The organism is Halosolutus sp. YCN4, assembly GCF_059736495.1.
Map to the genome: position 1 here is coordinate 679,987 of NZ_JCASSM010000002.1, position 20,645 is coordinate 700,631.

14 protein-coding genes and 1 pseudogene are annotated in these 20,645 nt (G+C 65.4%); 8 read left to right on the forward strand and 7 right to left on the reverse strand.

Annotation, left to right across the window (positions count from 1 at the left end):
- Positions 1 to 103: 103 nt before the first annotated feature.
- Positions 104 to 3,094 carry an FAD-binding and (Fe-S)-binding domain-containing protein gene (locus AC6I6X_RS09630; RefSeq protein ID WP_497930291.1) on the reverse strand — a complete coding sequence of 997 codons (2,991 nt, stop codon included), beginning with the start codon at positions 3,092 to 3,094 and terminating at the stop codon, positions 104 to 106.
- A 257-nt stretch (positions 3,095 to 3,351) separates the two neighbouring features.
- Here AC6I6X_RS09630 and AC6I6X_RS09635 point away from each other — a divergent pair, with 257 nt between their 5' ends.
- The 7 genes and pseudogenes from AC6I6X_RS09635 (at position 3,352) to chrA (ending at position 10,923) form a co-directional block, all read left to right on the forward strand.
- Positions 3,352 to 3,777, forward strand: coding sequence for a PPC domain-containing DNA-binding protein (locus AC6I6X_RS09635; protein ID WP_497930292.1), 426 nt, complete (start codon positions 3,352 to 3,354; stop codon positions 3,775 to 3,777).
- 179 nt (positions 3,778 to 3,956) lie between these two features.
- The gene (locus tag AC6I6X_RS09640; protein WP_497930293.1) at positions 3,957 to 4,325 is read left to right on the forward strand and encodes a VOC family protein; all 369 of its coding nucleotides are present in this window, start codon (positions 3,957 to 3,959) and stop codon (positions 4,323 to 4,325) included.
- Positions 4,326 to 4,900: 575 nt separating this feature from the next.
- A complete protein-coding gene (locus tag AC6I6X_RS09645) occupies positions 4,901 to 5,668 on the forward strand; it encodes an IclR family transcriptional regulator (protein WP_497930294.1) in 768 nt (255 codons plus the stop codon).
- A 104-nt stretch (positions 5,669 to 5,772) separates the two neighbouring features.
- Complete coding sequence (gene aceB / locus AC6I6X_RS09650) at positions 5,773 to 7,083, forward strand: malate synthase AceB (protein ID WP_497930295.1); 1,311 nt, start codon at positions 5,773 to 5,775, stop codon at positions 7,081 to 7,083.
- A 299-nt stretch (positions 7,084 to 7,382) separates the two neighbouring features.
- A pseudogene (locus AC6I6X_RS09655) lies at positions 7,383 to 7,808 on the forward strand (aldehyde dehydrogenase family protein); the annotation flags it as partial.
- Between the two features lie 675 nt (positions 7,809 to 8,483).
- The gene (gene ahbB, locus AC6I6X_RS09660) at positions 8,484 to 9,524 is read left to right on the forward strand and encodes a siroheme decarboxylase subunit beta (RefSeq protein ID WP_497930296.1); all 1,041 of its coding nucleotides are present in this window, start codon (positions 8,484 to 8,486) and stop codon (positions 9,522 to 9,524) included.
- Between the two features lie 40 nt (positions 9,525 to 9,564).
- Positions 9,565 to 10,923 (forward strand): chromate efflux transporter, encoded by a 1,359-nt coding sequence (gene chrA / locus AC6I6X_RS09665; RefSeq protein ID WP_497930297.1) that lies wholly within the window; start codon positions 9,565 to 9,567, stop codon positions 10,921 to 10,923.
- A gap of 48 nt (positions 10,924 to 10,971) precedes the next feature.
- Here the strand turns inward: chrA and AC6I6X_RS09670 are convergent, their stop codons facing one another.
- The 6 genes from AC6I6X_RS09670 to AC6I6X_RS09695 all read right to left on the reverse strand — a co-directional run bounded on the left by AC6I6X_RS09670 (position 10,972) and on the right by AC6I6X_RS09695 (position 18,982).
- Positions 10,972 to 14,097 carry an FAD-binding and (Fe-S)-binding domain-containing protein gene (locus tag AC6I6X_RS09670; RefSeq protein ID WP_497930298.1) on the reverse strand — a complete coding sequence of 1,042 codons (3,126 nt, stop codon included), beginning with the start codon at positions 14,095 to 14,097 and terminating at the stop codon, positions 10,972 to 10,974.
- A gap of 723 nt (positions 14,098 to 14,820) precedes the next feature.
- Positions 14,821 to 15,585, reverse strand: coding sequence for an enoyl-CoA hydratase/isomerase family protein (locus tag AC6I6X_RS09675; protein ID WP_497930299.1), 765 nt, complete (start codon positions 15,583 to 15,585; stop codon positions 14,821 to 14,823).
- Between the two features lie 123 nt (positions 15,586 to 15,708).
- Positions 15,709 to 16,167 (reverse strand): MaoC/PaaZ C-terminal domain-containing protein, encoded by a 459-nt coding sequence (locus AC6I6X_RS09680; RefSeq protein WP_497930300.1) that lies wholly within the window; start codon positions 16,165 to 16,167, stop codon positions 15,709 to 15,711.
- 249 nt (positions 16,168 to 16,416) lie between these two features.
- Positions 16,417 to 17,703 (reverse strand): phenylacetate--CoA ligase PaaK, encoded by a 1,287-nt coding sequence (gene paaK, locus AC6I6X_RS09685; RefSeq protein WP_497930301.1) that lies wholly within the window; start codon positions 17,701 to 17,703, stop codon positions 16,417 to 16,419.
- A gap of 172 nt (positions 17,704 to 17,875) precedes the next feature.
- Positions 17,876 to 18,472, reverse strand: coding sequence for a GNAT family N-acetyltransferase (locus AC6I6X_RS09690; RefSeq protein ID WP_497930302.1), 597 nt, complete (start codon positions 18,470 to 18,472; stop codon positions 17,876 to 17,878).
- A gap of 108 nt (positions 18,473 to 18,580) precedes the next feature.
- On the reverse strand, positions 18,581 to 18,982 hold the full coding sequence (locus AC6I6X_RS09695) for a universal stress protein (protein ID WP_497930303.1): 402 nt from the start codon (positions 18,980 to 18,982) through the stop codon (positions 18,581 to 18,583).
- Positions 18,983 to 19,352: 370 nt separating this feature from the next.
- On the opposite strand from AC6I6X_RS09695, the gene AC6I6X_RS09700 reads away from it, so the two are divergent.
- Positions 19,353 to 20,618 carry an ABC transporter substrate-binding protein gene (locus AC6I6X_RS09700; RefSeq protein WP_497930304.1) on the forward strand — a complete coding sequence of 422 codons (1,266 nt, stop codon included), beginning with the start codon at positions 19,353 to 19,355 and terminating at the stop codon, positions 20,616 to 20,618.
- Positions 20,619 to 20,645 lie beyond the last annotated feature (27 nt).

A 20,645-nucleotide genomic window follows, 5' to 3' on the forward strand; every position in this document is an offset into this window, starting at 1 on the left:
CACGAACCCGGAAACGGCTCAGTTCACCGTTTCCGTCGGAGACGAGTCACAGCAGCCACCCGGCTCCGAGATCGCGCAACTGCGCCCCGAATCGCGGAGGCGACTACGGGGCCGTGAGCAGGTCGTTCACTTTCTCGATCGGATGGGGTGGCTTCTCATCGCGGCGCTCGCGATCGCCGATCTGACTCCGACAGGACGCGCCGGGCGCGACCGGCGTCCCGTCGCTCGCGTCGAGTTTCTCGTAGAGCCGTTCTCCGATCGCCTTCGAGAGGTCGTAGTGCTCGGCTTCGTAGCCGAACGACCCGGCCATGCCGCAGCAGCTGGATTCGATCGGGTCGACCGCGTAGCCGGCCCGTCGGAGGACGCCGACGGCGTGGTGGTCCTTGCCGGTCGCCTTCTGGTGGCAGTGGCCGTGGTACGCGAGGGTTTCGTCCGTCTCGTCGAGGGGCAACCGTTCGACCAGGCGGTACGTGTCCAGATACTCGCTGATGCCGTAGGCGTGAGCCGCGATCGTCTCCGCCTGCGGCGTGTTCACCAGGTCGAGGTACTCGTCCTGGAACACCACGGCGTCGGACGGTTCGACGGCGACGATCTCGTAGCCGTTCTCGATGTACTCGGTGAATAACTCGATGTTCGTCCGAGCGCGCTCGTCGGCGGCGTCGAGCATCCCGACCGAGTACGCCGCCCGCCCGCTCGGCGCGACGTCGTCCGGAATTTCGACGTGGACGCCCGCTGATTCGAGCACGCGCACGGCTGCCTTCCCCGCTCGGGGATAGCTGTAGTTCGTGTAGGTGTCGGGGAACAGCACCACCTTTCGATCGGCCTCCTGTGGACTCACGCGCGGTCCGCGCTCGGCGAACCAGTCTTGCAGGGATTCACGCCGGAACGCGGGGAGTTCCCGCTCGGGAGCGATGCCGACGACCTTCTCCAGCAGGAGCCGGCTTCCCGGCAGCTTCTGCCCGACGTTCGAAAGCGGGGCGAGCGTGCTCCCGATCTTCGAGAGCGTGTCGATGTTTCCGAACAGCCGCTCGCGCAGTCCGACCCCCTCGCGCTCGTGGTACTGGTACTTGGTCTCGGCTTTGAGCTTCGCCAGGTCGACGCCGGTCGGACAGTCGCTCTTGCACCCCTTACAGCCGACACAGAGGTCGAGCACTTCGTCCTGGAACCGCTCGGAGTAGAGCTCCTCCTCCGGGATCTCGCCGGAGATCGCAGCGCGGAGCATGTTCGCCCGGCCGCGGGTCGTGGCGATCTCGTCTTTCATTCCCCGGTACGTCGGGCACATCACGTCGTCCGTCTGTCGACAGGTTCCGCACCCGTTGCACAGCTCCACCAGGTGTGAGAATCCCCCTTCGTCGGAGAAATCCAGCTTCGTCTGGGGCTCGATCGAAGTGTATTCCGTCCCGTACCGGAGATTCTCCCGCATGTCGGTCGGCTCCTCGTCGGTGTAGACGACCTTTCCGGGGTTCATCCGCCACTCCGGGTCGAAGACCGATTTAACCTCCTTGAACGCCTCCCAGAGGTCGTCGCCGTACATCTTCGGATTGAACGCCGTCCGTGCGAGCCCGTCGCCGTGTTCCCCGGAGAACGAGCCCTCGTGCTCGAGGACGAGGTCGGTCACGTCCTCGGAAATCGACTGCATCGTCTGGATGCCGTCGTCCTCCTTCAGGTTGAGAATGGGACGAATGTGGAGCGTTCCGCTCCCCGCGTGGGCGAAGTACGCGGCGGACGTGTCGTGGTTCTCGAGGACGGTCATGAACTTCTCGACGTACTTGGCGAGCTCGGCGGGCGGGACCGTCGCGTCCTCGATGAATGGGTACGGTTTCGGATCCCCCTGGAGACCCATCAGCAGCGGAATGGCCGCCTTCCGGAGCTTCCAGAGGTCGTCCTGATCCGCCTCGGTGTACGCTTCGATCACCTCGAAAGCGTCGCCCTCGTCGACGAAGCGGGCGTTGGTCCGTCCGATCGCCTCCTCGAAGTCGTCGTGGAGTTCGGAATCGTACTCCAGCATCAGCGCCGCTTCCGTCTCGTCGGGAATCGGCTCCTCGTAGCGGGAAAACTGCTCGGAGTCGCGAGCGAGCCTGAACATCTCGTTGTCCATCAGCTCCACGGCGCTGGGATCGAACTCGAGGGCCTCGGGAACCGCCTCGAGGGCGTCGAGCAGATCGTCGAAACAGTAGAGGACGAGCGCCGTCTCCTCGGGGAGCGTTACGAGACTGATCTCCGCTTCGACGATCACACCGAGCGTGGACTCTGCGCCGACGAACAGTTTCGAGAGGTTGATGACCGACTCCCCTGCTTCGTTTTCGTAGATCACCTTGTTGAGGTTGTAGCCGGAGACGTTGCGCTTGAGATCCGGGTAGCGGGATTCGATCTCGTCGGCGTTCTCCTCGACGAGCGCGCGAACGGTTCGATAGATCTCCGCTTCGCGGTCGTCTTTCGACACGATCGCGTCCCACTCCTCGGAGTCGAGTACGACCTCGCGAGTGTGGACGAGGGAGCCGTCGGCGAGGACGACTCGCAACTCTTCGGTGTACGCGTCGGTGATTCCGTACCGGACCGAGTGCGCGCCGGTCGAGTTGTTGCCGATCCCGCCGCCGATCGTCGCGCGGTTCGACGAGGCCGGGTCCGGGGCGAACTTGAGATCGTCCTGTTCAAGGTGGTCGTCCAGGTGGTCCTGGACGACCCCCGGCTGGACGCGGGCCCGCCGCCGATCGATGTCGACCGCCAGAATCTCGTCCATGTGGGTCGTCATATCGAGCACGACACAGCCCGGACCCACCGTCTGGCCCCCGAGCGACGAACCGGCCCCGCGGGCCATGATCGGAACGTCGTGTTCGGCGGCGATCCGAACCGCGTTCTGTACGTCCTCGGTATCGCGGGGGAACACGGCGCCCGCGGGCCGGGCCTGATAGATGCTCCCGTCGGTCGCGTACAACACCTGCGCGTACTCGTCGAAGCGGACCTCTCCCCTGACAGCCGATCGAAGATCGTCCGCGAGTTCGGCGTACTCGCGGACGTCACTGTGGTCGTGATCGAGCGCATCTCGAAACTCCTCGTAGCTACTTAGGTCGCCCCGTGGCTTTTCAACGGCCATCGTACGCGATCTTAGAAATCAATCGTTATAAACTCTATCGTTATTTTCTATGCGTACCGTCGCCCGGAAAAGGGGGACGGCGCAACGAAGTCGAGGACATCGTCAACCTCGCCGCGGTCGCCGTCGTCGACGCCCAGCGAGCGGAGCACTGACCGCAGATTCCTGCCGTCCGATTTCGGGGACCGACGGTCCGCGCCGGCGCCGAAGCCGGACGCGTGACCGCAATCTTTATATCTGAATTTTCCGCCCGGTACAGTATGGAGTACCGCGAAGTCGATTCGACGCGGGAGTATCTCGCCCGACTCGAGACCGGCAGCGAGTGGCGAACCGAAATCGAAGACCTGGCCCGGACGGAAGGGATCGAGGCTGGCTGGTTCGCCGCGATGGGCGCCGTTCAGGACGCGGAGATCTGGTTCTACGATCAAGACGAACAGGAGTACGGCTCGGTGACGTTCGACGAACCCCTGGAAGTCGCCGCCTGCGTCGGGAACGTCTCCAGGCTCGACGACGACGTGTTCGCCCACACGCACGTCGTCCTCTCTCGGGAAGACGGCGAGACGCTCGCCGGGCACCTCGACCGGGCCACCGTGTTCGCCGGCGAACTGCACCTGCGGGCCTTCGAAGAACCACTCGTCCGCACACCCCACGAACCCACCGGACTGGACCTCTGGCTGAATCGGTAAGGATCGGACGGGAGCTAGCGCTCGTGCGGCCCAGACCGTTACCGCCCGTCGCTCGTCGGCTTCCAGGCGATCGATCCTGCGCTCCGAACCGGTCGGAAAGCGGCTGCTCCGGTCCGGGAACCGGTCCTCCGCGGACGACAATCAACGAACTTAAGGGATCGTTCGTGCGGACCTAGCCCATGGAGCTTCTCCATATCAACATCAACGTCGCCGACGCCGACGAGACGATCGCGTTCTACGAACAGTTCGGATTCGAGGAAAGCTGGGCGTTCGAAACGCCGGACGGCGAAACGGAGAATCGGTACATCGCGGACGACAACGGAATCGAACTGCAGCTCTCGGACACGACCGGCGACGAGGATTTCGACCAGGGGACCGCGTGGGATCACCTCGCTATCGGCGTCGACGACGTCGACGACGTCTTCGCCGCGATCGATCACTACGGCGTCGAGAAGGAACCGGGCGATCAGCCCGAGGCCGGCGCTCGAACGGCGTTCGTCTCCGATCCCGACGGACGGAAAGTCGAACTCGTCGAATCGCTGGAGTAGTCCCGCGCGGATCGCGGTCGGCGGGTGCCGGCCCCGTTCGAACCGAACGTCAGTTCGATCGCTCGAACGCCGATCGCCGTCGTGAAGCCGTACGGACGGTTCGAGGAGGTGGTACGAGGCCGCTCGATCGGATCTCGCCCTCTCGTTCTCTATTTCAGAAGAGCGGTCGTCGTGCACGAGGGGGTTAGGTATATTACGCCGGTATGAGTGTAAAACCCGGAGGGTCCTCGGCGGGGCTGCACCGAAACGACGCGGCCGACCGTCGCGTTTTCTCTATTCCAGAACGATCGGCCGTCGATACCGGGGACCGTCGAGAAGGAACCGAACAGGTGGGTCGAACGTGGATCGATCCAGAAGTCGGGAGAGCGGGCTAACGGAGTACGAAGACGTGTAACGGGACCGCGTTTCCGGCGTGAATTCCGCGGTCCGCACCGAGACCGGGGTCGAACGATACGGCGACATCACGGCCCTTCCCGGCGGTTTTCCCCGACGGATCCACCGACTCGAAGCGGAGACGAGTTCCTGTTTCCTATTATAGAATAATATTTATACCTTCTGCATACGTGGACGTCCGCATGGGACGACAGGCGAAACACCCCGTCAGAACGACGGAAAAAACGTTGGGGCTCATCGCGGCACTCAATCGACTCGGGACGGCGCGGTTGACCACGCTGGCGAGCGAACTCGATATGGGGAAAAGCGCCGTTCACAACCACCTCAGTACGCTCGAGAAGCACGGATACGTCGTCAAGGATTCCGACACCAAAACCTACCGACTCAGTCTCAAGTTTCTCGACATCGGCGGCCAGATCCGGAGCGAGAGGGACGTCTACAAAGTCGCGGAACCGAAGGTCGAGGAACTGGCGGACGAATCGGGAGAACTGGTCCACCTCGTCGTCGAGGAGGACGGAAGGGGGGTCTACCTCTGCCGTTCGAAGGGCGATCGAGCGGTCGATCTGGACACGTACATCGGCTGTCGACACCACATGCACAGTTCGGCGTTCGGGAAAGCGATCCTCTCTCACCTCCCGCGGGAACGGGTCGACGAGATCATCGACCGCCACGGGCTTCCGAGGGTGACCCCCCGGACGATAACGTCCCGCGACGAACTGTTCGAAGAACTCGAACGGACGCGGGAACGCGGCTTCGCGGTCGACGACGAGGAGCGACTCGAGGGTCTGCGCTGTATCGCCGCGCCGATCAGGTTCGACTCGAACGTCATCGGCGCGATCAGCGTGTCGGGCCCGACCGCCCGAATCGACGACGACTGGGAGTCGAACGAGTTCGTCTCGCAGCTCCGTCGGGCGGTGAACGTAATCGAACTCAACAAGTACAACGTGTAGCGACGGCGATCGCGCCGCCGATCGCCGTCCCCGCGCCGTCGTCGGGATAGGAGACGAGCACCAAACTATTTTAATATAAGAAGGTACTAGATTCGACCGCACTCATGAGTACGCACACCGATCGACTTCACGACCGGAAGTTCGTGCGGACGTTCTTTACTACTCCGACTGCCGTGGAAGGAGAAGACGACTCGGCCAAGATGCTGCGCGGTGCCGTCCAAGTGCGCGGAATGCAGGCGCCCGACGTCTGGGTGCCCGACAACGAAGACGCGACGGCACCTTCGATGCGCGACGAAGGGATCGAGAACATCATCGACGTGGTCTCGGCACACGGCGCCGACTTCCCCGGCGAGATCCACCCCCGCGTCGTCTGGCACCGGGAGGACCCCAACACCCGATACCAGGGATTCCAGCACATCCTGGAGCTCGCGGACCCGGAGAACGGCGCCATCGAACACATCGACGGCTTCGTCATCCCGGAAGTCGGCGACATCGACGACTGGAAGAAGGCCGACGAGTTCATCACGATCGTCGAAAACGAGTACGGGCTAGAGGAGGGCAGCCTGGCGATGTCCGTCATCGTCGAGAGCGGCGAGGCCGAACTGGCGCTCGGCGACCTCCGCGCGGAGATGGGCAAGCCCGCGAACAACCTCGAGCGACTGTTCCTCCTCGTCGACGGCGAGGTCGACTACACCAAGGACATGCGAGCGATCACGCCCACCGGCGAACTGCCGCCGTGGCCGGAACTGCGGCACAACACCTCCCGCGGCGCCAGCGCCGCCGGGCTCATCGCCATCGACGGCCCGTACGACGACATCCGCGACGTCGAGGGCTACCACGAACGCATGACCGACAACCAGGCGAAGGGCATGCTCGGCATCTGGTCGCTCACCCCCGGCCAGGTGGTCGAGGCGAACAAGTCGCCGCTGCCGCCGAAGACCGGCAGCTGGCTCCTCGAAGTCGACGGCCGCGACGTCGAACTCGAAGAAGAAGACGGTCGCTTCGTGTACCGGGGTGACGAAATCGAACTCGACGACGCGGGCGACGACCGGTACACGCTCCGCGTCGGTGCCGACGAGCGCGAACTCGACGGGGACGAACTGACCGAGGAGCTGCTGGATCTGGCCACCTACATCCCGAGCCTGAACGACATCGTCGACTCGATGGAAGAGTTCGAGGCGGCCAAGGAAGCCGGGAAGGGCGCCATCGCCATGGAGCGATCGGCGACCCTGGTCGTCGACGGCGTCGAGGTCGAGATCAGCAACGATCGGATGTGGGACGAGGCGACGTACCAGGCGGCGCAGACGCCCATCAGTCTCTTTCAGGACGTCTACGAGAACCGTCCGGACCAGCACGAGGAACTCGAGGAAATGTACGGCGAAGACGTCGTGGAACGCGCGATCGTCGTCGGGTGAACGGCACCCGGCGCCAGTCGCGTTCGAGGGTGTGACGCCGCGGCGGAACGCCCAGAGATAGTCGCACCTCCGCCGGCGGCTGAGCCGGGACCAGTTCTTCGCGGACTCGGCCACGACCGACTGCACCAGGGGTCTCCGTGTTTTTCGATCGTACCGTGGCTCTCCGCGTTTTCGACCGCGTCGCGGACCGCTGCCTGCCCGTCGTTCCAGCCCCGATCGTCGCCCTCGACGTGATCGATTCGCGAACGTCTCGGAGCACGACTCGTCGTAGTCGCTGTCGTGGCAGCGGCGGACGAGCAGCGGTCGACCGTTCCTCGGGCGCGGGCAAACACGTCGCCCGCGAGAGCGGCATGGTCAACCTGCACATGGAACTGGGCGGCACCGCGCCCGCGATCGTCTTCGACGACGCCGCCCTCGACGACCAGTTCTTCGAGCCGACGCTGCTGGCGGACGTCCCCAGGGACGCCCGCATCGTCGACGAGGAAGCCGTCGAGATCGCCAACGGCTCCGACCTGGCGCTTGACGCCGCCGCCTTCACGAGCGACTACGATCGCGCCATGGAGATGGCCGAGCGGGTCGACGCCGGGGCCGTCCACATCAACGGCGCGCCGAGCCACGGCCTCGGGGACATCCCCTTCGGCGGGAACGAGGACTCGGGGATCGACCGCGAGGGCCTCGACGCCTCGATCCACGAGCTGATGCGCAAGAAGAGTATCGTCCTCTGACGGAACCGATCGCCGCCGTGGTCTCGCGTGCCGCATCTCTCGCCTCGCGTAGCGCATGTCGCATTCTGCGGAGAGCCGACGGGGTGCCGGCCGCCGGTGCGGCCGAGATGTACGACGGGAGCGTGCGATCGGCGGCCGACAGCCGCCACCGCGATCGGACGGGGGACGGACACGTATATCGTTCTCCGGAGTATACTATCGATCTGGCAATTTTACATCCGGGAGTGACGGCCTCGCATCCGCGGGGATCGGTTCCGCGGTCGGCGATCGACGGCGGGAACACGAATTGAAGCCGACCGAGATCGCCCGAAAAACGCACGAGTACGGTGCGATCGACTCGACAGAATCCCGAATTCTCATCTGCCGTGGTGCAACGACTGACGGGTTTCGGGCGACTGCAACTCGGGTCCGGACGCGAACGGTAGATGTGCTTCTAACGAGCTTTTCAGCACCTCTGTCGGTAGTTTTCCCGTCTTCGGTCGGCCCCGTCGAACCGTCGAATGTCTCTCCACAGAAACGTAGGTACAAAAGTAGCACGGCGATAATATCATATGAATTTGCTTTCCGGACGGGAGATCGCCGAACAGCTTCGGCGGCCGATCGGGGCTCCGGAACCGCCCGGTACCGTCGCGGGGACCCGAAAACGATACGGTCCCCGTTTCCCTAGGGTCGTCAATGAGCAGTCTGTCGGGGGACTGGCGCGAAGCGATCGACGACGTCGACGCCGCGATCGTCGACGGCTACCAGAGCGGATTCCCGATCGAGGAACGGCCGTTCCGCCGCGTCGGTACGGAACTCGGGATCGGCGAGTCGGCCGCGCTCGATCGCGTCCGAACGCTCTCGGATCGGGGTATCTTCCGACGGTTCGGGGCCGTCCTCAACCCGCCGGTGATCGGGTCCTCGACGCTCGCCGCAGTGCAGGCGCCCGACGATCGGTTCGACGAGATCGCCGACCTCGTCAACGACTACCGGCAGGTCAACCACAACTACGCCCGCGACCACGAGTGGAACATGTGGTTCGTCGTCACGGCCGGGTCGCGCGAGCGGCGCGACGAGATCCTCGCGGAGATCGAGGATCGGACCGGCTGTGCCGTGCTGAACCTGCCGATGTTGACCGACTACTACATCGACCTCGAGTTCCCGGTCGTTAACGCCGATCGGTTCGCGCGCGAATCGCTGGAGGACGGAACGGACTCCTCGGCGACTCGCATCAGCGAGGAAGCCGCGGGCGACCTCTCGGCGTTCGAGGCCGACCTCCTGCTCGCGATCCAGGACGGGTTCCCGCTCTCGCGGACGCCGTACGCGGACGTGGCCGATCGGATCGGGGCCGACGTGGACGACGTGCTCGCGGGGATCGAGCGGCTTCGAGACGACGGCTGTATCAAGCGCATCGGCTGCATCGTCAACCATGTCGTCACCGGCTTCGACGCGAACTGCATGGTGGTCTGGGACGTACCGGACGACCGCCTCGACGACTGGGGTGAGCGCGTCGGCTCTCTCCCGTACGTCACGCTCTGTTACCACCGCCCGCGCCGGCCCGAGCACGACTGGCCGTACAACCTGTTCACGATGATCCACGGGCGCGACCCTGCCGCCGTCGACGAGAAGATCGACGAACTGGCCGCCGACTACCTGCCCGTCGATCACGAGCGACTCTACTCGACCGAGACGCTGAAGCAGACCGGCGCGCGGTACGAGGACCTGGTCGGACGCTGATCGGCGAAGGCTTATCGAATCCGACGTGGTCGTCCGGCGTGTGACCGACGCGACGGCGGCGGAGTCGCCCGCAGACGCCTATCGCGGCGAGCCGACCCGCGGAAAACTCCTCGAAATCGCGGCCTACTACCTGTTCATCGGTATCGTCGGATTCGGCGGGCCGCTGGTCCACATCGCGATGATGGAGGCCGACCTCGTCGGCGAGGACAGCCGCGAGTGGACCGACGACTCGACGTTCATGGAGGGGCTCGCGATCTGCAACATGCTTCCCGGCCCCGCCTCGACGCAACTCGGGATCTTCATGGGCTGGCTCTACGCCGGCAATCCGGGCGCGATCGTCGCCGGCTTCTGCTTCATGCTCCCGACGTTCGCCGTCGTCGTCTTCTTCTCGTGGCTCTACTTCGCCTACCAGGCGCTGCCGTCGGTGACGGCGCTGTTCTACGGCATCAACCCGGTCGTGATCGGGTTGATCGTCGGCGCGTCGTGGTCGATGGCGCGCAGCGCCTTCGCGGAGGGACGGCGCGACCTCGAGTTCGAACTCGGCGACGAGACGGTGTCGATCGACTACCTGCTCGTCGGATTGCTCGCCGCCGCGATCGTCGCGACGGCCACGCTCGGCACGAACCCCGTCGTCCAGTTCGTCGTCGCCGGCGCGATCGCGGTCGCGATCTACCGCTCCTCGTGGGTCCGGGCGAACCGGCGGCGCGTCTCGCTGTGGACGATCGGCGGGGTCGTCGCCGGCGTCGCGTTCGCGCTCCGGGATCGGCTGTTCGACCTCCTCGGGCCGGCGGCGCGACGGACGATCGAGGCCAGCCCGCTGTGGGGACTCTTGCTCGCGATATGGGCGAACCCGTGGGTGAAGCTCTTCGCGTTCATGGTCTACACCGGGTCGTTCATCTACGGCGGCGGACTCGTCCTCATCCCGTTCATCGAACTTTACGTCGTCGGCGAGTTCGGCTGGATGACCGGCCGCGAGTTCGTCGACGGGATCGCGATCGGGCAGCTCTCGCCCGGCCCGGTCGTGATGACGACCGCGTTCGTCGGCTACAAGCTCATGCTCGACACCTACGGAGCGGTCTCGATCGCGATTCTCGGCGCGTTCGTCGCGACGGTCGGCGCGTTCGGGCCGTCGTTCGCGTTCATCATGGGGTTCTTCCCGTACTTCGCGCGGGTCCGGGAGAACGACGTCGTCCAGTCGGCGCTGGTCGGCGTCAACGCCGCGGTCGTCGGCGCGATCCTCGGCGCGACCGTGACCCTCGCCGCGGAATCGTTCGTGGACTTGTTCACGGTCCTGCTCGCCGCCGTGACCTGCGTGCTGTTCGTCCGCGGGCTCCACGCCGCATACCTCATCGTCGGCGGCGGCGCGATCGGGATGGCGTGGTTCTTCCTCGTGCTCTGACCGGCACGCGGCCGTTCGCGCTCGCGCGGTCGCGTATCCGGCCGGGGATCACTCGATCGCCGCGGCCACGAGTTCGATCGGCGTCGGCGGCTCCTCGTCCGCGCCGGGGCGGTTCTCGAGCTGGGTCCGACAGGAGGCACCGGGCGCGACGACCTGCTCGCCCTCGCTGTCGTCAACCTGGTCGTACAGAATCTCGGCGATCGCGTCGCTCATCGAGGCGTGTTCGGTCTCGTAGCCGAAGCTCCCGGCCATTCCGCAACAGCCCGAGTCGAGGGGGTCGACGGCGTAGCCCGCCCGCCGGAGGACGCCGACGGCGTGATGGTCCGTCCGGCTCGCCTTCTGGTGGCAGTGGCCGTGGTAGGTCAGGGTCGGACCCGTTTCGGGATCGCGGTCGAACGCGATCGAGTCGTCCAGGCGGAACGTATCGAGGTACTCGCAGACGCCGTAGGTGGCGTCCGCCACCCGGTCGACGGACTCCCCGGTGAGCAGGTCGCGGTAGTCCGACTGGAACATGACCGCGTCGGAGGGTTCGATCACGACCACGTCCCGGCCGTCCTCGACGAGGGGCGCGAGCGCACGGACGTTCTTCCGGGCGGCTTCGCGGGCCGTCTCGAGGAAGCCCTTCGAGAACGCCGGCCGGCCGGTGTCGCCGAGGTCGTCGGGGACCGTCACGTGGACGTTCGCCGCCTCCAGCACGCGAACGGCCGCCTTCCCCGCCTCGGGGTGGCTGTAGTTGGTGTAGGTGTCGGGGTAGAGCACCGCGCGCCGATCGGCCGCGTCGGGGTCGACCTGCGCGCCGCCGCGGTGGGCGAACCAGTCCCGGAACGTCGTCGCGTGGAACGTCGGCAGCGGGCGATCGGCGGCGATGCCGACGGTCGCGTCGAGCAGCGTGCGAGCCCCCGGGAGTTTCGGGAGGACGTTGGAGAACGGTGCGAGCTCCGACCCCCACTTCGAGAGGGTCGCGACGTTTGCGAAGAGCCGATCGCGGAGCGTCGATCCGTTGCGCTGGTGGTACTCGTGGGTCACTTCGGCCTTGAGCTTCGCCATGTCGACCTCGCTCGGACAGTCGATCGCACAGCCCTTGCAGCCGATGCACAGCCCCATCACCTCCTCGACGAACTCGTCGGTGAACGCCTCGCCGGGGGGCAAATCGCCGCTCATCGCCTGCCGGAGCGCGTTCGCCCGGCCGCGGGTGGCCGTGATCTCCTCGCGGCTCGCGCGGTAGGTCGGACACATCACGCCGCCGGTCGTCGACTGCTCGCCGCGGCAGCCGCCACAGCCGTGACAGAGTTCGACCATCCCCTGCATCCCGTTGTCGGTGTCCCACTCGAGTTCGGGGTCGAACCCCGCTTCGAACTCGTAGTCGGGATCGAACCGCAGGTGCTCGCGCAGGTCCGTGGGGTCGTCCTCGCGGAAGACGACCTGTCCGGGGTTGAGGAGCCAGTCGGGATCGAACGCCGTCTTGAGGTCCTGGAACGTCTCCCAGAGCCGATCGCCGTACAGCTTCCGGTTCCACTGGGTCCGGGCGCGGCCGTCGCCGTGTTCCCCGGAGACCGACCCGCCGAGTTCGACGACGAGGTCGGTCACGTCGTCCGCGATGCCGTGAAGCTGTTCGAGGCCAACCTCGGTCTTCGTGTTCACGAGCGGGCGGACGTGGAGCACGCCGGGACCGGCGTGGGCGTAGAAGCTCGCGTACGTGTCGTGGTTCTCGAGGATCTCCTCGAACCGCTCGACGAACTCCGGGAGATTCGCAGGCGGAATCGCGGTGTCCTCGATGAACGAGATATGCTTCTCGTCGGTCGTTCGCGAGAGCAGGATCGGCAGGCCGGACTTGCGGAGTTTCCAGAGTTTCGCGCGCTCCCCCTTCTCGTAGGCCTCGAGGGCGTCGATCGCGAGCGTCTCGGCCCCGGTTCGCGGCGCGTCTGCGGCCGGTTCGCCCTCGGGAGTGACGGCCGGACAGCGATCGGCCAGCAGACCGGCAACCTGCTCCCGACCGTGGTCCGCGTCCGCGGCGTAGAACTCGACGAGGAGGACGGCGTTCGTTCCCTCGGGAAGCATCTCGGTGACCGGGCCGAACTCCGCGGTATCACGGGCGAGATCGATCAGCACGCCGTCCAGCACTTCGACCGCCGCGGGATCGTGTTCGAGGATCGGCTCGACGTCCCGCATCGCCTCGTGGAGGTCCCGGTAACAGAGCAGGGAGACCGCCTTGGTTTCGGGTACCGGTTCGAGCGAGACCGTGGCCTCAGTGACGATCGCGAGCGTCCCCTCGCTACCGGCGAGCAGCCGTGCGAGGTTGACCGTGCCCGGATCGCCGCTAACTTCGGCGGTTTCACCGCCTTCGGTTCGCGACGACTCCGCCGGCGCGCTCTCCCCGCCGAGGAGCGTCTCTCCCCGGGCCTCGGCGACCAGTCGATCGAGGTTGTAGCCCGAGACGTTTCGCTTGAGATCGGGATACGTCTCGACGATCAGGTCGGTGTCGTCCGCGAGGATCCGATCGATCTCGGCGTAGATTCGACTCTCCAGGTCGCCGTCGGGGTCGGCCCGTTCGCCGATCTCCGCGAGCGTGACCTCGCCGAACGTCGTCACCGTGCCGTCGGCGAGGACGGCCTCGCACTCCTCGACGTAGGCGTCGGTCTTGCCGTACACGAGCGAGTGCGATCCGGTCGAATTGTTGCCGATCGCACCGCCGATCGCGCTCTTGTCGCCCCAGGCGGGGTCGGGCGCGAACTTCAGGTCGTGGGACGCGAGGGTCTCGTTCAGCGTCCCGAGAATCGTCCCCGGCTGGACCGTCGCCGTCCGGGACTCAGGATCGATCTCGCGGATCTCGTTCATGTACCGCGTGAAGTCGAGCACGACGGCCCGGTTGACCGTCTGGCCGGCGAGGCTCGTCCCGCCGCCCCGCGGGAGGACCGGGACCCCACGATCGGCGCAGTGCTCGACGATACCGACGACGTCGGCCGTCGACTCGGGAAACGCGACCGCGATCGGGGTCACCTCGTAGGCGCTCGCGTCCGTCGCGTACAACTGGCGCGAGTAGGAGTCGGCACGCACCTCGCAGTCGACGACCGCCGTCAGGTCCGCAACGAGCGCCGGGCGATCGACGTCGTCGCTCCGGTAGTCGTAGTTCGCACGCCGGTCGGCGGCCGGGTCGGCGCTCGGCTCCGTGGCCATACCTGCCTCTTGCCGCTGAGCGGCTTAAACGGTCGGCATTATCGGCAGATGGCTGACGACGGAAAGGAGTGATCGAAGGATACCGTGGCCCCGTCGTTTTCCCACGCGCCCCCGGGGCCCCGTCCGGGTATCGGACGGTAAACGAGTGTAGGCAACCACCGGACACGAACTGACTGCCTAACTGGTTGGGTAGATCTCCGCTCGGCTCGCGCTTCGTGGACCGCTCACCGATGGCCGATCGCCGATGTGTGCGAAAGTACCAACATAGAATTGTACATAAATATAATACATGTTTGATAAATTGGTGGTAGCCGAGACATATGTCGATCTGCATGATACCGTCGGAAGAACCCATCTAAACCGTGATTCGAATTCTATCCGGCGGCTATTTGAACCCTCGTCCGGATCTGCCTGTAGACGACTAAAATAGCCCTATTGCCGGCCAGATTTGTTCTCGATCCGTAGTTAGATATTTCGGCGGCTGAGCGCTCGAAAAGGAACTTCAGCTTTCAGATCTTCATATACATATGATAATTTAGATATCACCGAGCTGCTTTTTCGTCGGTGAGGACGCCTGTTCGCCGGGACCTGTCGTTCGGGTCGATCGGCGCAGGTATTCGCCACGCCCGCGTCCAGGCCGCTCGTACGGACTCCTGTCCGTCAGTTCCGGCACGATCGCCGGACGATCGCGGTTGCGCCGGGAACGCGGTGCGTCAGACCGTCTCAGTCGAACGTCGGGGATCGGCCCTCGAGGAACGCTTCGACCCCCGCCTCGTGAGCGTCCGTTCCGTACGCGAGCGTCTGGAAGTGGGCTTCCCGATCGAGTCCGTCGCGCCACGATCGGCCCAGGTTGTCGTGGATCGCCCGCTTCGCGAGTCCGACGTTCTCGATCGGCCGGGTCGCGAGCGTCGCCAGGAGGTCGTCGACCCGATCGTCGAGTTCGTCGTCGGACACCGTCTCGTTGACGAGTCCCAGCCGTTCGGCCTCCGCGGCGTCGACCAGTCGGCCGGTGAACGCGAGTTCCTTCGCCTTTCGCAATCCGACGAGTCGCGGCAGCGTCACCGTGGCGCCCGCGTCGGGAACCAGGCCGACGTTGACGAACGACGCGCCGAATCGGGCCGACTCGCCGGCGTAGGCGAAGTCCGCCGCTGCGACCAGCGAGAGCCCCGCGCCGACGGCGTCGCCGTCGACCTTCGCCACGATTGGGACGGGACTCGTCAACGCCCGTTCCGCCACGCGACCGAGGGTGGTACGGACGCGATCGTACGCCTGCTTCGGGGTTTCCTCGCGCTCGGCCATCGCCTCGACGTCGCCGCCCGCGCTGAACGCCTCGCCCTCGCCCGCGAGGACGACGGCGTCGAGTTCGGTCGGATCGAGATCCGCGAGCGCGTCGGCGAGGTCGCGCGCGACCGCCGCGGTGAACGCGTTTCGAACGTCGGGTCGATCGAACGTGAGGTACCGGACGCCGTCGGTATCGTGGACGTGCATGCGACAGCGTGCGTCGGCGGGCGACTTCAACGTCCGTGTGGTCACGCGACCGACTGGCCGGCCGAGCGCGATCGCTCCAGGCGGTCTCCGCCGACCCCAGTCCGCCGGCGATCGGCGGTCAGGTCACTCCTTGCGGTGAATGAGGAACTTCATGTCGCCCTGGAAGACGACGGTGTCGTCCTGGTTGGTCATCTCGGTGTCGAGGACGACGATCCCAGCGTCCTCGTGGTCGACGTCGTTCTTCTCGGTGACCTCCATCTCCAGCGAGATCGTGTCCCCGATGTAGACCGGGTTCGGGATGTCCATGTAGTTCATCCCGAGGAAGGCGTAGGCCGTCCGCTCGACGATCCCCGATCGGTAGACGAAGCCGGTCGCGTGGACGAACGTCATCGGACCGTGGGCGATTCGGCCGTCGAACGGGCCGTCCTCGGCGTACTCCTTGTTGGTGTGTAGTTCGGTCCAGTCCCCCGCAAGCGCCGAGTGCATGACGAAGTCGGTCTCCGTGACGGTGCGGCCGACGCTCTGGAACTCCTGGCCCTCTTCGAAGTCCTCGAAGTGATGCGGTTCGTAACTGTATGCCATACGTAGACATCCAAACCACCGTACAAATAAGTTACTTCGACTGAGGGATGCGGCGGATCGTCGGACGATTGATGCTGGATTTCCCGACGGGCGATCGTCCGGCTACCCGGCCTGCGCGGATTCAGTAGCGACTCGTCTCCCGAGACCCTCGTCGACGGCGTCCGTCGTCTTCAGCCACGTGGCGAGTGGTGGGCCGATAGACGTATCGACTCCGCCGGTGCGATCGGGGTCAGCGGTCGACCGCGGCCGCTACCGGTGATCGTAGACACGCTTGACTTTCCCCACCTCGGTCCGTTCGATGCCGCCGGGATCGGCGACGATCAACTCGTCCGGCGTGAACGAGAGGACGTTCTCGAGTCGGGTGAGCACGCGGTCGCGCAACTCCGCTTCGGCGACGTCGACGTCGGGTTCGCGCTCGATCGTGAGTTCGAGGCGATCGAGGGCGTCCTCCCGGTAGAGGTCGATCCGGTAGTACGGCGCGATCGCGTCGAACTCGAGGACGACCTCTTCGATCTGGCTGGGATAGAGGTTGACCCCGCGGACGATGAGGAGGTCGTCGGCCCGGCCGGTGATGTTGTCCATGCGAACCATCGTCCGGCCACAGTCGCACTCGTCGTACGTGAGCGTGGTGAGGTCGCCGGTGCGATACCGGATTGCCGGCAGGGCCGCTTTCGTCAGCGTCGTCAACACGAGTTCGCCCTCCTCGCCCGCGGGGAGCACCTCGCCGGTCTGCGGGTCGATCACCTCGGGGTAGAAGTGGTCCTCCCAGATATGTAGCCCGTCCTGGGCCTCGTGGCACTCGTTGGAGACGCCGGGGCCGATGATCTCCGAGAGGCCGTAGATGTCGATTCCGTTCGCCCCGAGTCGGTCTTCGATCTCCTCGCGCATCGGATCGGTACAGGGCTCGGCACCGAAGATGACCGTCGAGACCGGCAGTTCCGTCGGGTCGACGCCCATCTCTTCGGCCGTTTCGGCGAGGTACAGGGAATACGACGGCGTACACGCGATCGCGTCGCTCTCCAGATCCTGCAGCAACTCGACCTGTCGCTGGGTCTGGCCGCCGCCGATCGGGATGACCGTCGCCCCGAGTTCTTCGATCCCGTAGTGAAGGCCGAGTCCCCCCGTGAACAGCCCGTAGCCGTAGCCGTTCTGGACCGTATCACCCGGTTCCACGCCGGACGCGACGAGGCTCCGGGCGACGACCTCGCTCCATACGTCGAGGTCGTCGGCGGTGTAGGCGACGATCTTCGGCTTGCCGGTGGTGCCGGACGAGGCGTGGATGCGGCGGATTTCCTCGTCGTCGACGGCGAACAGCCCGTCGGGATACTCGTCACGGAAGTTGGATTTGGTCGTGAACGGCAACTGCTGGATGTCGTCGATCGTCTGGATATCCCCCGGCGCGACGCCAGCCTCGTCGAACGCGTCCCGGTAGTACTCGACGTTCTCGTAGGCGTTGCGGACCGTCTCTCTGAGCCGTTCGTTCTGCAGTTCCCGAATCTCTTCCCGCGGTGCCGTCTCGATCTGCGTGTAACTCATCCTCGTCTACCACTCTTCCGTGCCCCGACAAAAATCATGTGGTGTGTGCACACCCGACCGTGCGGAACGAGGTCTCTCTCGACCGGTGACGGGGCGGTGATCGAGTTCGGCGACGAGCGTCGGCGCGCTCGAGTCCCCGTTCGTGCGTTACCACCGATTGCGACGCTGTCGATCAGTGGGCCGCCGGTCGCTCCGCGGGCGGCAACTGCACCGTCTCGACGATCGGTTCGTCGAACGGGAGCCGCATCCGGAGGTCGTTCCCGCTTCGATCGACCGTCTCGAACCCCATCCGCCGGTAGACGTGCACCGCCCGCTCGTTCGCGGCGTCGACGTCGAGCACGAGCGCCTCGTGACCCGCGTCGGCGGCGTAGGCGATCAGGTGCCGACAGAGTTCGGTCCCGATGCCGCGGTCGTGGTGCGCCGGATCGACGAAGACGACGAACTGGGGTTCCACGCTCGAGCGCGGCGAGTAGGCCGCGTGGCCGACGACCGTCCCGTCGTGAACGGCCACGACGTTGAAGCCGCGTTCGAGCAGGCGCTCGAGCCACGAGTCGATGCGCTCGCGGCCGACGGGCGGAATGCCCATCGATCGGTGGGCGTCGGGATAGTCGACGTACATCGAGGCGAGCGCGTCGAGACGCCGTGCCTCGAACGGTTCGACCAGGATCGGTTCGCCGTGCTTGTCGACGAACCGGGGACAGCGAGGGGGGCAGCCCGTCGTCCCCTCACAGTCCGCGGGATCCCAGGCGGGGCATGTGTCGATCGTCATCGACGGTCACGGGTGTGAGTTGGGCGCACACGTTCATCACTCTCGTCCCGTTCATGTATGGTCTTTTTATACTGAGTCGCCCGGCGAGCGACGAGAGGTCACCCGTCGCTACGATTCTCCCTCTGGACTGACGGTCACTACGGGCATGTCGGTTCCGAGGATGACCGACTGCGTGACGCTGCCGAAGATGACCTTCCCCGTCGGCGTGCGTTTTCGTCCCGACAGACAGATCATGTCGGCGTCCGTCTCGTCGGCCGCGGCGATCAGTTCGGACGCCGGCTCCCCGCTTGCCTCGTAGTACTCGTAGTCGACGCCGCGTTCGTCGAACGACGCTGCGACGTGTCGGACACCGTCGAGTTGCTGGACCGATCGTCCCTCGGGGTTCTCCTGGAAGACGTGTGCGAGTATCGCCGTGATCTCGTCGGCTGCACCCGGCATGGACTCGATCATCGACGCCTGTGCGGTCGCCCGCTCCACGTCGGTGTCGAGTCCGACCAGTATCCGGTACATGCTCCGGGAATCGTTCGCACGATGCATAACGATCGGCCGCTACTTGTCCGGGTTTTATCCCTTCCCGTCCCGCGGTGCGTCGCCGTCTGTCGGCCCTGCCGCGGTCGGATCCGTCGGCGTCCGGAGTCCCGCGACGAGGCCCGACTGCCGGGCGTCGTTCGTGACTATAGTAGCCACTGAAAGTCGATGCACACCTGATCGCAGGACGGCGTTGCGATCAGTGTGTAAGTCGTTTCAGTGGCTACTATATTCGGGCGCGCCTCGCTCGGATTGCGGGCCGGATTCGGAGAGTCTTGCCGGCTGTCACTATATAAAACCACGACAAACGGAGGTCTATTTTTATGAGCTATTATAATTATATACTGCACGTATGATCGACGGTGGCACGGGTCACGGCAGGAGGCGAGACGTTCTCAAAGCACTAACCGCGGGAAGTGTTGCCGGACTGACTGGGTTGGCCGGTTGTGTCGGCGACCCGGAAGACGTCTCGGATGACGACGACGAGGAGTTCGATACGGTCCAGTTCGGCGTCCTCGAGCCGTTCACGGGCGAGTTCAGCGACCTCGCCGAAGAGCGACATCAGGGGACCGAACTCGCGATCAAGCAGATCAACGAGAGCGACGAGTACGACTTCGAAATCGAGTACAGCGAGTACGACACGCAACTCGACCCGGCGACGGCGACGCAGCGGGCCGAGGAGGCGGTCCAGTCCGACGAAGCGGGGTTCATCACCGGCTGTATCTCGAGTTCCGCCGCGCTCGCGATCAACGATTTCGCGCTCGAGAACGAGGTAGTGTACACGCCGGGGGCGGCCGACGTCTCGATCACGGGGGGCAACTGCAACGAGTACGTGTTCCGATTCGAGACGAACACCGCACAGATCGCCGAAGTGATGGCCCAGTGGACCGCCGACGAATTCGGCGATCGGATCTTCTACCACATCGCGGACTACGCCTACGGCGAGTCGGTCCTGAACGAGGTCGAGATGCGGATGGAGTCGATCAGCGACTCCTACGAACAGGTCGACGTGACTCGATCGGACCCGGGGTCGACCGACTTCGAGGCGTTCATCAGTCAGATCACCAACGCGACCGACGACGCCGACGCGCTCGTCGTGGGGATGACCGGTGCCGACCTCGCGATTTTCCTCTCGCAGGCCAGCGAACGCGGACTCCAGGACGAGATTCCGATCGTGACGACGACGGGGTCGTTCCGCGCCGTGCGGGCCGGTGCCGGCGCGGGTGCGTACAACACCTACAGCGGGGTTCGATACGTCCCCAGCATCGAGACCGGTGACAACCAGGCGTTCGTCGAGGCCTACGAGGCCGAGTACGACGCCGTCCCGGACAACTTCTCGCGCGTCGGCTACGAGTCGATCCGGATGGTCGCGAACGGGATCCGCGAGGCCGGGTCACGCGATCCGACGACGGTCGCGGAGACGCTCCCCGGACTGGAACACGACACGATCTTCGGCCCGAACGAGTTCCGGGAGTGCGACCAGCAGGCGCTGAATCCCGTCTGGATGGGCGAGTGCGTCGAACCGGACGACGGCGAAACCGCGGACGTCGACCTCCTGACGGATCTGTCGGGGGAGGACGCGGCGCCCGACTGTGAGGACACCGACTGTGACCTGTAACGAGTGCGGATCGGTTGCTTCCAGATA

Bases quoted from the DNA above. Each gene is read 5' to 3' on its own strand.
- AC6I6X_RS09695 (WP_497930303.1), bottom strand. From the start codon at position 18,982: ATGTACCGGATACTGGTCGGACTCGACACCGACGTGGAGCGGGCGACC.
- aceB (WP_497930295.1), top strand. From the start codon at position 5,773: ATGAGTACGCACACCGATCGACTTCACGACCGGAAGTTCGTGCGGACG.
- AC6I6X_RS09690 (WP_497930302.1), bottom strand. From the start codon at position 18,472: ATGACGATCGACACATGCCCCGCCTGGGATCCCGCGGACTGTGAGGGG.
- AC6I6X_RS09675 (WP_497930299.1), bottom strand. From the start codon at position 15,585: ATGCACGTCCACGATACCGACGGCGTCCGGTACCTCACGTTCGATCGA.
- paaK (WP_497930301.1), bottom strand. From the start codon at position 17,703: ATGAGTTACACGCAGATCGAGACGGCACCGCGGGAAGAGATTCGGGAA.
- ahbB (WP_497930296.1), top strand. From the start codon at position 8,484: ATGAGCAGTCTGTCGGGGGACTGGCGCGAAGCGATCGACGACGTCGAC.
- AC6I6X_RS09645 (WP_497930294.1), top strand. From the start codon at position 4,901: ATGGGACGACAGGCGAAACACCCCGTCAGAACGACGGAAAAAACGTTG.
- AC6I6X_RS09630 (WP_497930291.1), bottom strand. From the start codon at position 3,094: ATGGCCGTTGAAAAGCCACGGGGCGACCTAAGTAGCTACGAGGAGTTT.
- AC6I6X_RS09700 (WP_497930304.1), top strand. From the start codon at position 19,353: ATGATCGACGGTGGCACGGGTCACGGCAGGAGGCGAGACGTTCTCAAA.
- AC6I6X_RS09670 (WP_497930298.1), bottom strand. From the start codon at position 14,097: ATGGCCACGGAGCCGAGCGCCGACCCGGCCGCCGACCGGCGTGCGAAC.
- AC6I6X_RS09640 (WP_497930293.1), top strand. From the start codon at position 3,957: ATGGAGCTTCTCCATATCAACATCAACGTCGCCGACGCCGACGAGACG.
- AC6I6X_RS09635 (WP_497930292.1), top strand. From the start codon at position 3,352: ATGGAGTACCGCGAAGTCGATTCGACGCGGGAGTATCTCGCCCGACTC.
- AC6I6X_RS09680 (WP_497930300.1), bottom strand. From the start codon at position 16,167: ATGGCATACAGTTACGAACCGCATCACTTCGAGGACTTCGAAGAGGGC.